The organism is Thalassoglobus neptunius, from assembly GCF_007859735.1.
GTDB classification, from domain to species: Bacteria; Planctomycetota; Planctomycetia; order Planctomycetales; family Planctomycetaceae; genus Thalassoglobus; species Thalassoglobus neptunius.
Genome location: NZ_SIHI01000011.1, coordinates 1 through 13699 on the forward strand (window position 1 = coordinate 1; position 13699 = coordinate 13699).

Sequence of the window (13699 nt, forward strand, 5' to 3'; positions counted from 1 at the left end):
GTTGAATTCCTGACGCCACCAACCATGCATATACGAACTCGGCAACGAGTTCACCAGAACAACAGTCCGGTGATCCCACGATCACCGGGCTGTTTTCGTTTGCGCACTCTCTCTTTTCCGGCGACTCAGTTTGTGTCGTTTGCTGAACCCAAACGGGAACTCGCTCATCAGTCTTCAACATAGAAATGCTGCATGGGTTGAACTCGTGCCGCAGTTGTTGCACTCTCAAGGATTGAAGCGACGGCAATTTCATACTGGAAGATGATGAAGGATCGCGATGGAGATTGAGAGCCAAGAAGAACTGGGGCCGTCATTATTACGGCAGCTGAAAGAGTCAGGCTCTTTTGGCGGCGGTGACTGTGATCTCATTGAAACGCATATTTCCTGGGTCGTCCTCGCTGGCAATCGAGGTTGGAAGATCAAGAAGCCTGTCGATCTCGGTTTCGCGGACTTTTCAACTCTCGAGTTGAGGAAGCACTTTTGCGAAGAAGAGTTGCGACTCAACAGTCGCCTGGCTCCGGAGATTTATCGTCGAGTGGTTCCAATCACTGGGACGGTTGACCAACCTCAATTCGATGGATCAGGGGAGATCATCGACTACGCAGTTGAAATGCAACGTTTCCCGGTTGGTCGAATCCTGTCAGAGATGATTGGAACGACACAGGTTGAAAATCGTCACTTCGAAACTTTGGCCGAAGACGTCGCAGAATTTCATCAGAGCGTTTCGACAGCCCCGGCAGATTCAAGATTTGGTTCGCCCGAAAAGGTGTGGACCCCTGTCGCTGAGAACTTTGAGCAACTCAAGTTGCGAATCTCGGAAGAACACTCGCTGAAGGTGCTCGCGAGGGTGGAGCAAGAAGCAGAACGGGAGTGGCAAACGCTGGAGAAGTTGGTTTCATTGCGAAAGCAAGAAGGGTTCATCCGAGAGTGTCATGGAGATATGCACCTCGGGAATATGGTGCTTCTGAATGACAGAATCCGAATTTTCGACGGAATCGATTTCAATGAAGAGTTGCGTTGGATTGATGTCATTTGCGAAGTGGCATTCGTCGTGATGGATCTCGAGCATCGCGGAATGTCACATGAAGCAGTGCTGTTCTTGAATAAGTATTGTGAAGAGACTGGCGATTACCATGGCCTGAGGCTGCTTTCATTTTATGCGAGCTATCTGGCGATGGTCCGTGCGAAGGTCGCTGCGATTCGGCGAACACAGCAAAGCGAAGATGATCAAGAACCTGACCGGAAGGAGATTCTCCCACTCATGGAACTCGCTTCCAGCTACTTTCATGACCGACCGCGAAAGTTGATTCTCACGTTCGGCTTGTCCGGAAGTGGAAAGTCGTATTTCTCACAACACTTGGTGGGGCCACTCAGAGTGATTCGTTTAAGATCCGACGTTGAGCGAAATCGGTTGAACGAAGCGAAGCAGTTGGGGGAGAACGTCTATTCGTCAGAGTCGAAGGAAGAGGTTTACCGTCACCTTCGTCGGTGTGCCGAATCGGTTCTTCGTGGAGGGATGTCTGTCATCGTCGACGCGACTTTTCTTGATCCTGAACAACGGAAGCCATTCTTCGAACTTGCGAGCGAGATGGGATGCGAACTCGTCATTCTGCAATTTGACGCACCAGGTTCCATTCTGAAAAAACGGGTCGCACAACGTCAGCAGGATGGGAACGACGCCTCCGAAGCTGATCTTTCTGTACTCGAAAAACAACAACGGGAATTTCAACCGCTCTCAGAAACGGAATCGCCATTCGCTGTTCGGGTCGATACGACTCTTGATCGAAAAGACTGCGTCGAGAAGGTCGTTTCGGAAATTCATCGCGGAGGATGATCATCAGGAACCGGCGGACCAGTTACTACTCCTGATCGTTTGAGGCTGCAAAATCCTCTTTGGCTTGATCTGTTAGTCGATCACGAGTCTCTTCTGGCGTCTCCTTCTCCAGTTTGCCGATGACCCGTTTGGAGACTTGCTTGCCGTTTGCAGCGATGACGTAGTACACCATGCCTAGTTCTAATCTGGACTTGATGTTGAATGGATCACGGGCTTTGTCCCAGCGTGGTTCAAATTCCGTGGTTTCCACGAGAAAGTGAACGTACGATCGGTTTTTGGCATCAATTGGAAATCTCGAAGAACTCTTGTATTCGAACGTCTTCGGATACCAGGCGCCCGCTTCCGTATGTTTCCAAGTTGCTTTCCCAGTTCGACGCTGGTCGTACCATTCGGAGGACCACTCGACTGGATGCAGTCCCTGTTTCGGGTCCGCGATAATTCGAACGGTGAGTGTTTTGCCTTGACCAGCGATGTAAATATGAAGAACGGCGATTCGCCCATCCCGAAGTTGTGAGACTTGAGAACTGAGCAACTTGGATACTTCGAATTGATTCTCCAGATGCAGATATTTTTCAAAGTCATATGCTCCGTTCAACTTGAACCAAAGTTCGTCAGGCCGCACTTGTTCGTATTGAGTGGGGCGATGCATCGGCTGAGGCGCAACGAATTCTGAAACCACTTTCTCGTTCTCAATTCTCCAGAGTTTCCCTTTAGCTTCGATGCGTTCCACGATGATGTGTGCACTGCTTTCCGGGGGCGAACGGTTGATCATGTCGAATTCGAACTTGCGGTAGGTTTGATCCTTGTCCCAAATGACCTCCGCCGTGCCACGAATATCGTTGGTGGGAAGTTCACCTTCTTCCCCGCTGAGGAAGAGAACTGTTCCTTTCCAATGTCCGGATTCGAGCATCCCACGGGAAGTGGCGAGCACATCCAGAATCCTCTCCCTCAAGCCCTGATCCCCATTCAACACTGGTTCCGCTCTTCCCATTCCGCACCAAGCGAGACAAAAGAGGAAACTGATTAACCTCACATGGGAGCGAACTTCCACTGGAGCCTCTCTCTTCTCTACAGAGAAGATTTGCCCAATTCAAGCTATGGTCTCTCGAATCGACCAAACCTTAATGTTGAGGTTTCTGAGAAAAGCGAGATGCCTTATTACCGCACAGGCGTGTCTCGGTTGCATTCGGGTTTGGCTGTTGGTTCTTCGAGGCCACAGCCAAGCTGACTATCAGCTCTCCGCACCACACGAGATCCAGATCCTCTTCGGACGAAGTGCGGTCCAGCGCCGACGAAAACCAACACGCCAAGAACAGCAATCACCCCGCGCGAAACCCGCCTTGAATCACTGTCAACGGCGAATCAAGAAAACGGAACAGTATAGCAAAAGCTCCCTTTCAAGATAAAGCTCCTGGAAAAGTAAGAGCCTGGCCAGCTATGAGTCTACAAATTTGAAACTGCCTGTCAAACTTATTTCGTCGGCGGAAAGAGAGACCCGTCGTTAGCTATTAAGATGAACCGGTCAGCGGCGTTTAAGCGGCGATCGATTCTTTTCCTTCGCTGGTGACTCCGTTGACGAGTTTCACGGTTCGATTGGCGAAGGCAGCTGTCTGTTGGTCGTGAGTGACCATCACAATTGTGCGTCCGTCGAGATGGAATTCGGACAGGTAGATCATGACCTGCTCGCGGGTGCCGGAGTCGAGATTTCCGGTTGGCTCATCTGCGAGAATCACGCGGGGATCGTTGGCGAGCGTTCGAGCGAGGGCGACACGCTGTTGCTGTCCCTGACTCAATTCGGCGGGCAGGTGGTCCATTCGATCCGCGAGCCCAACACGTTCGAGCAGTTCGGCCGCACGTTCTTTTTGTTCTGCGTCAGATTTCCCGGAAAGCATTAATGGGACCTGAACATTCTCCTGAGCTGTGAGCCAGGAGACGAGATTGAACGACTGGAATACAAAGCCGATTTTATTGGCTCGAAGTTCTGTTCTCTTTTGAACGGAAAGGTCGTAAATCGATTCTCCGTCGAGGATCACTTGACCGGAAGTTGGTGTCAACATTCCTCCAAGGATCGAGAGAAGTGTCGTCTTTCCGCTTCCGCTTGGTCCAACGACGGCAATGAAGTCGTTGTCCTGAATCGTGAGGTTGGAATTGTCGAGAGCGATCACACGGTTGCCGCGACGTTCGTAAATCTGATTGACCGAATTTAGCTGATACATTGTTTTAACTCCGTAGAGTGTCGTAATGAAGGCAGAAGAAGGCGTGCACTCGCCAGAAATTTTTCAGAGTGAATGCTTTAAGTGTTCGTGCGACATGGTTGAAAGGAGTCGCATGAATTTGTCGGCTGAGTTGCTATTCACTGAAGACGAGACAGGGGTCGAGACCAGCTGCCTTTCGAGCTGGAAAGATGCTGGCTGCGACGGAAACGGTTGTGGCCGCGGCCAGCCCGACGAGCAACAACTGAGGGATGGGCTGAACCGAAATCCCAAGCAGTTGCGGTCCAAGCACGAAGGCGAGAACTGTCCCGACGACAAACCCGAAGACTCCGCCAGCGCATCCGAGAATCAGAGCTTTGCCGAGAAACATCTGAGTGACGAACGATCGACTTGCTCCCAGTGCCATCATCGTTCCGATTTCCTTCCGTCGCTCAATGACATTGGCATACATCACGCTGGCGATGCTTGCCGCTCCCACCAACAGCAGAATCGAGAAGAAGACCCACGACAAGCTTCCCATTAATCGATTCACGGAAACCTGTGTATCGACAACCTGTGCGATTGTTATAATCTTCGTTTCCGGAAGTTCTGCTGAGAGGTTTGTAATCAGGCTGCCGGCAGCATCTTCACAGCATGCAATGATCTCGATGACATTAATAACAGGTCCGGACTCGGAGAGGTCTTGAACACTATGTAAATGTGCGAAGAGTCTCCCGTCGTCGATTGTGCCCGTCGATGGTAAGACCGTGAGGACAGAGAACTCCTCTCCATACAGGTCCAGTTTATCTCCGGACTGGAGTTGCAGCTGTTCTGCAAGTTCCCGCCCGACAATGACTTCTCGATCTCCGAGGTCCTGAACTGTTCTATTCGTTGCCAGCGAATTCGGATCGTTATCGGGATTGATATTGGCTGTCGTGGCACAGCATCCTCGATCTGTCCCGATTGGGTTGGTGATCATTCCGAGACCTTGCCATGCTGCCTTCGCCTGAAACTCACTCTGAGGGAGAATTCCAGTTAATGTGACAGGAATCGTATCGACTGAAGTCTCGACACATAGCTTCGGAGCGAGATTTTCTACACCAGGCATCCGGGCGAGGGCGAGTCGGCTGACGTACTCTTCGGGCATCGTCTTTCCGTGCATATCGGCCCCATAATAATCCTGGAGCGTTACACTTGGTGGCAAGACGAGAACATTCGCCCCGAGGGCTTCCATGTCGCTGGCGATTTTCTTCTCCGAAGAATCGGTGATGTTCTGAATCGCAACGAGTGCAGCCACTCCGAAAGTGACGGCCATCAGGCTGGTCAACATCGGGGTGGGACGTTGCCAGAGTTCTTTCCAGATCATTGTTCGAAGCTTCATAGAGCCCATTCCTTCGGGTTTTTGAATGAGAGAGAGGCGAGAGTTTGCGGTCCAATCGCTGACGAATTCGAACTCGTCAGCTTGGATGGCTATCGTCGCGGAGGTTGTTGTGCACCCGCTGACTGGTGATGTTTGCAGTTCTCGTCATCGCAGCATTTTCCGGCCGCAGCAAGCTGTTGGGCAAGCTGGGCGTGAGTGATACTTCCGTCGTAAACACCGATCATGACGCCGGGAGGAGCCATAAATGCGACGATGGAGTTTGTCCGATCGGTCGGAACACGGAGTTGATTCAGGAACTTTGTTTCCGCGGGATCGGTTGCCAGAACGGAGACAACTTCTGTGCGCTCGCTAAAGAACAGGTCCTCTTTGAACTCGGTCACTCCAGATGGAACTTCGGCATCTGAAGTCGGTTGTGCGCAAAGGACAACAATCTTTTGTTCCTGAAGTGCTTTGAGGCATTTGGCCTGTGCGGGGGAAACGATAGCTGCGATTAATTGTGCGCTGCTGACTCGTTGAGGATAGACGGTACAGACGGCTCCATTGGGAGCCAGGACTGCCGTTGCGGGGAGGGGGATTCGAGTGGCATCGAACCGCTTGATTAACTCGTGTTCTGTTGCGTCCCCAATCTGAACAGGAACGATGACTGCGTCGTCGCGAGTTGAGAGAGATGACTCGAGAACCTGTCTCATTTGCTGAGTTAAGGCATCTTCGGCTCGATAGAACATCACGAAAGCGAATTGATCGTTTTGGGCAGCTTCTTTGACAGCCTGGCTGGCCCGACTCTCAGCAGAAACGGTGCTGCTGCAAATGGTAACGATCGCAATAAATACGTTCAGGCCTTTAACAATCCTTGTCATTGTGCAGATTCCTTTAGGCTTAGGCACTGGGGTGTTCTGTCGAACGAGCTGCGTTCTCTGGTAAACGCATCTCAGCACTTGGTGTCAGTCAATGGTGTGTCTGTTGACCTGCGTGATGTGGAGACATCGAACGTGTCCCCGGTGAGGTTTTCCACTTAGGTCGCGAGTGATGATTTGGGAGAATGTTTAGTGATGGTCATGGTCATGGTCATGGTCATCGTCATGGGAGTGTGTAATGACTCCGCGATACGGCTTGCCGTCGATGGTGACAACGAGTCGTGGTTCTGCGGCATCTTCGTCGAGCGAAGCTGCGAGTTTGGGATCTTGAATTTCGAATCTCGAAGACTTTCCTGTCGGGTCGTCCGTATCGGGAACTGCTGGCAGTGAGAACTGCTCAGGTTTTCCGTCGATTTTCATGTTAATGGTGAGGTCGGTTGCTTCGATCGGATATGAATTCACAGCTTTCCCATCCAGAATGTAAATGGTGACCGATTGATCATCGTGCACCAGTTCCGCGTGGTAGTGACCGCTTCCTAACTCGATAAGGCTTCCGTGATGCGGGCCTTCGGTTCCGTGATCGTGCTCCGAATGGGGTGGTGTTGTGTCAGACTTATCGGTTTCAGTGGGAGAATTCTTGGCACATCCGGAAATTGCGAGCATGACCGCGAAAATAACGCCATTTTTCTTGCAAAGTTCGAATTTCATTTCAGTTTCCAGTTTTGGGTTACGACAATTTGAGTTGCCGGGATTTTTGGTTGGGGAAGAGGGCTTGCTACACAAGGAACTCTTCATCGATGAGCGGTGAGAGGAGAAAAATCAATCGATTGGTTCAAGATCCGTCAGGCGGTTTCGAGATGAGGCGGGAGATCGTTTTCCTCAACCAACACGACTTCAGTTGTTGACTCGTTAACGACCCGTTCGGCTTCTTTCATTCCGATCAGATAAAACAAAGCTGGGTGAACGAAGAAGTCGAGGAGTGTCGAGCTGATGAGGCCTCCCAGAATGACCGTTGCGACGGGATAGAGGATTTCCTTTCCTGGTTCTCCGGCAGCGAGAACGAGCGGAACCAGTCCAATTCCGGAAGTGAGAGCGGTCATGAGAACAGGGGCCAGTCTTTCCAGCCCAGCACGGATGATCATGCTTTTCGACCAACTCTCTCCTTCGTATTTCACAAGATGTAGATAGTGATTGAGAAGTAAAATTCCGTTACGTGACGCGATTCCTGCCAGTGAAATGAAACCGACCATGGCAGCTACGGTGAGTGACTGACCTGTGATCACGAGTGCTGCCACGGACCCGATGAGGGCCATTGGAAGGGCCATCATGACTTGCAGAGAGAGGTTGATCGAACGGAACATCGTGAACAGGACGAGAAAAACTCCGATCATCGACACCATGAACAACAGGCCGATGACACGTGACGCTGATTGCTGGCTTTCAAACTGTCCGCTGTATTCAACGAAGTATCCGGGTGGAAGGTCTTCGACAATCGGTTGGACCTGTTTTCGAATGTCTTCGACGACGTCGACGACACCGCGATCAGAGACGTTACATTGCAGCACGATTCTCCGTCGGACATTCTCTCTATTGACCGTGTTTGGGCCTCCAGATTCATAAATCCGTGCCACTGCTTCCAGCGGCAACTTACCTCCGTCTTCCAGTTCGATCGTCAGTCGTCGCAGCTTCTGGAGATCTTCGCGATAGTTTTCATCGAGTCGAATGAGAAGATCGAACGTTCGCTGACCGACGAGCACTTCAGAGACAACTTGACCGTTCATCGCTGTTTCAATGAATTCATTGACTTCGGCAGAGTTCAGGCCGTAGAGCAGAAGCTTGTCGCGGTCGAGTTCGATACGCAGCTGCGGAATGACGACTTGTGGTTCGACAAGGAGGTCTTTAACTCCGGGAACAGATTGCATCGACACCTTCATCTGTTCTGCGGTGCGACGTAACTTATCGAGATCGTCACCGTAAACTTTAATTCCGATTTGTGCTTTCACGCCGGAAAGCATATGTGAAATAAGATGGGCGATCGGTTGTTCGACCGCAGTGACAATACCGGGGATGTCGGCCATCGCTTCTCGGATTTCCGTAAGTTGATCCTCGCGAGATTGTTCGGACTCAGGGTCAAGTTCGATGATGATCTCGCTCATGTTGACCCCTTCCGCGTGTTCGTCGAGTTCCGCTCGACCGGTTCGACGCACGAACTTGGTCACATCCTGAATTTCCTGGAGCCGACGTTCCACTTTCTGGCCAATGGCATTCGACGTTTCCAGCGACGTTCCCGGGGGAAGAATGACATTAAGTTGAACGGCGCCTTCGTTGAACGGAGGAAGGAAGTCACGATCGAGACTGACGACGAAGAGGCCCGCGATGAAAACGAGGAACGTCGTTGCGAAGAGATTCAACTTTGGAAAACTCAGGCTGAAACGAATGACTCTCTCGCCGATCCATTTCACCCCTCGGAGGATGAATCCGTCTTTCTCGGATTCTGAAAGTTTCTGACGTCCGAGGAGCCAGTACGAAAGAACCGGAGTGACCGTTAAAGAAACCAGAAGCGAAGAAAGAATCGAAACGATATAAGCGACTCCAAGCGGGGTAAACAATCGGCCTTCCATCCCGGACAGGGCGAAGAGTGGGAGGAAGACGAGAATGACGATCATCGTTCCGAACACAATCGAGTTTCGAACTTCAACACTTGCCTGAAAGACGACAAGCAATGGATGTTTGGGATTGGCACTCGCTCGATTGTCTTTCAGTCGCCGAAAAATGTTTTCGACATCGACGATGGCATCATCGACAAGTTCTCCGATCGCGACCGCCAGTCCTCCCAGAGTCATCGTGTTAATGGAAATCCCGAAAATCGAGAAGACAATTGCTGTCATCACAAGAGACAGGGGGATAGCAGTGAGTGTGATAAAGGTCGTTCGGAGATTCATTAAAAACAGGAACAGAATAATAACGACGAGAATTCCTCCATCTCGCAGTGCTTCGACTACATTCGCAATGGCGCGGTCAATGAATGACTTTTGTGTATAAAGCGGTTCAATTCGCAGATTGTCCGGCAGGGTGGGGCGCAGTTCTTCAATCGCTGCCATGATTGAATCAGTGACCCTTCTGGTGTCAGCCCCCGGTTGTTTATTGATCGTGAGCACAACAGCCGGGCCGCCGGAGAACTCTCCATCCTCATCTCGCGTGTAGGCAGCACTGTCACCACGTTTGACCTGTGGGCCTTCGATTACAGTCGCAATCTGAGCGAGCGCGATCGGACGGCCAGCACGTGTCGCGACGACAACTTTCTGTAAGTCCTCAATCGATTGGACTCGTCCCAATGCTCGAACAAGCAGTTCGTTGGGACCTTGTTCATCCAGATAACCGCCGGTTGCATTTTCATTGCTATCTTGGACAGCTTGCTTCACTTCATGCAGTGTGACTCCAAACCGCAACATTGCATTCGGATCAACTAAAACCTGGAATTGTTTTCGTCCCCCACCGATCGTGAACACTTGTGAAACACCGGGAATTGTCAGCAGACGTTGCCGAACGACCCAGTCCGTGAGTGTTCGAAGTTCGAGAGCACGTTCCTCTTGTGTGGGCTGTTGTGTGAGGTTTTCTTCGTAATTGCTCGCATGAGTTTGCGATGACGCGTTTGGAGAATCTGCCAGTGGCTCCAGTCCGTTCTCTTCGCTCCAGATACCGATCATGAGAATCTGACCCATGATTGACGAGATCGGAGCAAGAGTCGGGCTGACTCCCTCGGGCATTCTCTCTTGGACGAGTTGAAGCCGTTCGTTGACGATTTGGCGATCGTTGTAAATGTTGGTGCCCCAGTCGAACTCGACGTAGACGACAGAGATTCCAACTCCCGATGAACTTCGGACCTCCTGAACTCCATTGGCTCCGTTCATCGCTGTTTCGATCGGGAAGGTGATCAGCGTTTCGACTTCTTCCGGCGCTAATCCAGGAGCTTCTGTCATGATGACAACGCGTGGACGATTCAGATCCGGAAAGACATCGATCTGAGATTGCATCGCCTGCCAGGTGCCGAATCCAATCAGAAACATCGCAACAGCGATGACAACCAATCGATTCTGGAGTGAGAACCGGATAACTGCATTCAGCATTATCAGTAGACCTTCTTAAAGCATCAGTCGAGCCGGTTGTTACCGTCTCGCTCAAGCAAAGACCGCGATGACTTGCAGACGTAATTTACACGGAATTTAAACCGACTGTTGTTATTTAATCAATAAGTTCCGCAGACAGGAGCTGTGTTCGGTATACTTAGAGCCTATCCGGAATCCTCTTCATGCTGTAAGTCGGTATTTGAACGGAGCTTGGTTGGGTGAAGGAGCTAAGCGGCGGAGCATGCGACCAATGGAAGCCACATAGATCATGGCTTCGCTCGATTTGGTGTGATGTTCATAGTCACGACTCAAGCGTCGCCAGCGACCTAGCCAACTGAACGTTCTCTCAGCAACCCAGCGTTTCGGCAGTAAAACGAAACCTCGGACGCCGGCCGGTCGGCGTACAATTTCCAATGTCCAGGGGATGTCATGGTGCCTGCTGAGCCAATCGTTCAAGGCATGATTGTGGTACTTCGAATCCGCCCACACGACTTCCAGCCGGGGCTGACGAGCTTGCGTGAGTTGCTGCATCACTGGCCGTGCGGCTTGGGCATCATCTATCGACGCCACGGTCACCGTCACGGCCAACAACAAGCCCAAAGTGTCGACCGCAATATTTCGTTTTCGCCCGGTGATTTTCTTACCACCGTCATACCCACGGCTGTTTGAGCGCTCACTGCTTTTCACGCTTTGACTGTCGATGCTCGCAGCACTGGGGTCGCACTCTTCGCTGGGAGCTTCCATCGATCGAACTGTGCCGACGAGGATGTCATTGATTCTTTGCAGTGTTCCATCGTCACGCCAGCGTTTGAAATAATCGTACACCGTGCTCTTGGGCAACAGGTCATGCGGAAGCATATCCCACTGGCATCCCGATCGGCATTGATAGAGGATCGTGTTGATCACTTCCCGCACGTCCACAGTTTGTGGTCGCCCGCCTTTCTTGCTGCGGCGGGGCTTCGGAAGAATCATTTCGATCATCTCCCACTGAAGGTCAGTCAGGTCACTTGGGTACGCTTTTCGAATCGCCTCGGACACCGTGCACTCCTTTGCGTTGATGAACCGCAAAGTGTGAACAAAACCAGACTTTCACAAAACCTCAGTTTCCGGATAGCCTCTTAGTGATTGTGTCCGGCATGTGGATCAACTCCGCCTCCGGACTTGTTCTTTAGAGCCATCTGCATTTGGTGAGCCCCCTTCGTGGCGATGACATCGCCGGGGTACAACGATCCATCATTCGCAATCACGACAGAGAATTGGTCTCGGTATTTGACGTGAACCGGGACGCGGTCGAAGTGGTCTCCATTTTGTTGAAAGACGAACGACTCGACGCCTTCTCTCGCAATGGCGTCGACGGGAACGACGATCTGTTCTGGCCATTCCTCAATCGGGATTCGCAGCTGCAAGCGTTGACCGGGCAGGTATTTCCATTCGACGTAGCGGTTGCCACTGTCCCGTCGGTCTTTGACAAGTTCATTGCGGAGCCGAACGTAAAACTTAAGAGTTCGTGATCCGGTATCGACCTGATTGGCGAGGTAGGCAATCTCCAATCCTTCGACAATTCGATTGCCGTCACCAGCCTTTTCAAAGATTGCGTCGACCGGCCATTGGTTTTTTGAAGTCTCTCGGATTGTTTCGAAGTCTTGTTCGAAGGCCATTCCTTCAATGAGGAGTTCGTCATAATCCGTAAGAACGCAAAGAGTTTCGCCAGCGTTCACCGACTGCCCTTTGTGTACGTTGAGGTCCTGAAGAATCAAAGGGCCAACGTGTGTGACGAATTTCGTTTCTGGGGGGAAAGAATCGAATTCGAGAGCAGAGTTTTGATCTGCGGAACGAGTCAGTTGCAGTTCCTCTGGCTCATGATTGTCGATCGTGGGCGCGAAGACTTGCAGTTCACGCAGCAACCGCCGGTCTTCCGCAATCTGATTGACCTGTCCCTCTGAAAGACCGTGAAGTCGCAATGCTTCGCGTTGAGCACGGAGAAGGGCAGAGAGTTTGTCGCGAGCGTATTCCCGGTCGAGCAGAAGCTTGCCGGCAACCGCTCCGCTGCTGGTAACAGCTTCCAGTCTCTTGATTTCGCGTTCCTCGACGTCGAGTTCTCCGAGTGTCTTAAGAAACTCTGTTTGAGCCTGCACAAGATCTTCATGCGTGAGGCGGATTTGGAAGAGTAACGTCCCGGGTTCGACAGCTTCCCCTTCGACTGCATGGACGTCAGTGATGACGCCAGTCATGGGAGTTGCGACTTGAACTCGCGTTCTGCCAGGACGTTCAACAATCACTGCGGGGACAGTCATCGATCGCCAGAACGTTTCGAGTTGGACCGGAAGCAGAGTTTCTTCTGTCAGTCCGATGTTTCGCATCGCTTGGGCTGAGAGTTCGAGCGATGTCTCATCCTGATGACCAGCATGAGATTCGTGATCATGTCCCTCATGGGAATCATGTGGTTCATGGGATTCGTCATCGGTCCCCGCTTCTCCGGGGCGAAACGAAGATATCGTCTGCTCGACCCAGGAATTGAGACCGGGAATCCATCGAGAGGATGTGACGCCGCCGATGAGAATGATGATCGCAAGCCCGATCCACCACGCCCCCTTCAATAAATATGTCCGGCTTTGTGTGTTCATTGTGCTGCTACAGATTCTTCGAACAGGAAATTACAAACTCGCACGATTAGACACAGGAAGACGCTGAGTCGTTTCGCTCATGCGATGGCGCAGCCAAGAGCAAGATGCTCTCGCGAGGTCGCGCAGGAAGATGCTTCGGGCTGCCGCAGTTTCGACGAAGATTTTCGCAGACGAGGAGGCTGATGAGATGGGCCGAAAAGAAGCCTCAACCCACATCCGGAAAAGCCATGTCACCGCTTTTGAAGCGTTGTGACGGAGTTCATCGGCTGCAAAAGAATTGCGGAAAGCTAGCGATTAAAGCAGCCAGACCTGATGCGCAGCGCGATCGGCAGATGAGCCGGTTAAGTCGAGAGGTCGATTTTGGAGCAGTCCGAAAATCGGCAAGCGCGAGTCACATGCGATCTCAATAGAATCGCTGCCGAGGACCTGACACCACTTCGAGAATGTCAGCAATCGATGGACGTCTTGATCACGATGAACCAAAACGAAATTGCAATGATCGTCAACGCAAGGACTGTGATCATGATGATCTTGAGGCTCTGCACGCCCTTCGAAATACTCTCTGTTTGAGTCACCACCGCTCAGGTGAGCTGTTTTCGCCAGAGCGCTGACTGAGTCGCCATGATCGTGTGAACAGCAGCGTCCGACAGCTGTTTCCTCGGGCTGAGCTGCGTGCTCTAAGTCAGC

At 51.6% G+C, this 13699-nt stretch carries 10 protein-coding genes; 1 reads left to right on the forward strand and 9 read right to left on the reverse strand.

Annotation, left to right across the window (positions count from 1 at the left end; translation table 11 throughout):
- Positions 1–181 (reverse strand): hypothetical protein (locus tag KOR42_RS27405; RefSeq protein WP_231740955.1); only part of this gene is annotated, 181 nt, incomplete at its 3' end.
- 96 nt (positions 182–277) lie between these two features.
- Between KOR42_RS27405 and KOR42_RS15905 the strand changes: the two genes are divergently transcribed.
- On the forward strand, positions 278–1834 hold the full coding sequence (locus tag KOR42_RS15905) for a bifunctional aminoglycoside phosphotransferase/ATP-binding protein (protein WP_146510833.1): 1557 nt from the start codon (positions 278–280) through the stop codon (positions 1832–1834).
- Between the two features lie 25 nt (positions 1835–1859).
- On the opposite strand, the gene KOR42_RS15910 is transcribed toward KOR42_RS15905, so the two are convergent.
- From KOR42_RS15910 to KOR42_RS15945, 8 genes are all read right to left on the reverse strand, one after another.
- Positions 1860–2765 carry a hypothetical protein gene (locus KOR42_RS15910; RefSeq protein WP_231740956.1) on the reverse strand — a complete coding sequence of 302 codons (906 nt, stop codon included), beginning with the start codon at positions 2763–2765 and terminating at the stop codon, positions 1860–1862.
- Between the two features lie 601 nt (positions 2766–3366).
- The gene (locus KOR42_RS15915; protein WP_146510835.1) at positions 3367–4050 is read right to left on the reverse strand and encodes an ABC transporter ATP-binding protein; all 684 of its coding nucleotides are present in this window, start codon (positions 4048–4050) and stop codon (positions 3367–3369) included.
- 133 nt (positions 4051–4183) lie between these two features.
- Positions 4184–5407 carry an ABC transporter permease gene (locus tag KOR42_RS15920; protein WP_146510836.1) on the reverse strand — a complete coding sequence of 408 codons (1224 nt, stop codon included), beginning with the start codon at positions 5405–5407 and terminating at the stop codon, positions 4184–4186.
- A gap of 89 nt (positions 5408–5496) precedes the next feature.
- Positions 5497–6264: a hypothetical protein gene (locus tag KOR42_RS15925; RefSeq protein ID WP_146510837.1), complete on the reverse strand. Its 768-nt coding sequence runs from the start codon at positions 6262–6264 to the stop codon at positions 5497–5499.
- Between the two features lie 186 nt (positions 6265–6450).
- Positions 6451–6969, reverse strand: coding sequence for a hypothetical protein (locus KOR42_RS15930; RefSeq protein ID WP_146510838.1), 519 nt, complete (start codon positions 6967–6969; stop codon positions 6451–6453).
- 134 nt (positions 6970–7103) lie between these two features.
- Positions 7104–10388, reverse strand: a complete 3285-nt coding sequence (locus KOR42_RS15935) for an efflux RND transporter permease subunit (RefSeq protein WP_146510839.1) — start codon at positions 10386–10388, stop codon at positions 7104–7106.
- 180 nt (positions 10389–10568) lie between these two features.
- Positions 10569–11426: an IS5 family transposase gene (locus KOR42_RS15940; protein WP_146510840.1), complete on the reverse strand. Its 858-nt coding sequence runs from the start codon at positions 11424–11426 to the stop codon at positions 10569–10571.
- Between the two features lie 80 nt (positions 11427–11506).
- Positions 11507–13012 (reverse strand): efflux RND transporter periplasmic adaptor subunit, encoded by a 1506-nt coding sequence (locus KOR42_RS15945; protein WP_146510841.1) that lies wholly within the window; start codon positions 13010–13012, stop codon positions 11507–11509.
- Positions 13013–13699 lie beyond the last annotated feature (687 nt).

Excerpts from the sequence above, each read along its gene's own strand:
- KOR42_RS15915 (WP_146510835.1), bottom strand. The coding sequence starts at position 4,050 with ATGTATCAGCTAAATTCGGTCAATCAGATTTACGAACGTCGCGGCAAC.
- KOR42_RS15930 (WP_146510838.1), bottom strand. The coding sequence starts at position 6,969 with ATGAAATTCGAACTTTGCAAGAAAAATGGCGTTATTTTCGCGGTCATG.
- KOR42_RS15935 (WP_146510839.1), bottom strand. The coding sequence starts at position 10,388 with ATGCTGAATGCAGTTATCCGGTTCTCACTCCAGAATCGATTGGTTGTC.
- KOR42_RS15905 (WP_146510833.1), top strand. The coding sequence starts at position 278 with ATGGAGATTGAGAGCCAAGAAGAACTGGGGCCGTCATTATTACGGCAG.
- KOR42_RS15920 (WP_146510836.1), bottom strand. The coding sequence starts at position 5,407 with ATGAAGCTTCGAACAATGATCTGGAAAGAACTCTGGCAACGTCCCACC.
- KOR42_RS15925 (WP_146510837.1), bottom strand. The coding sequence starts at position 6,264 with ATGACAAGGATTGTTAAAGGCCTGAACGTATTTATTGCGATCGTTACC.
- KOR42_RS15945 (WP_146510841.1), bottom strand. The coding sequence starts at position 13,012 with ATGAACACACAAAGCCGGACATATTTATTGAAGGGGGCGTGGTGGATC.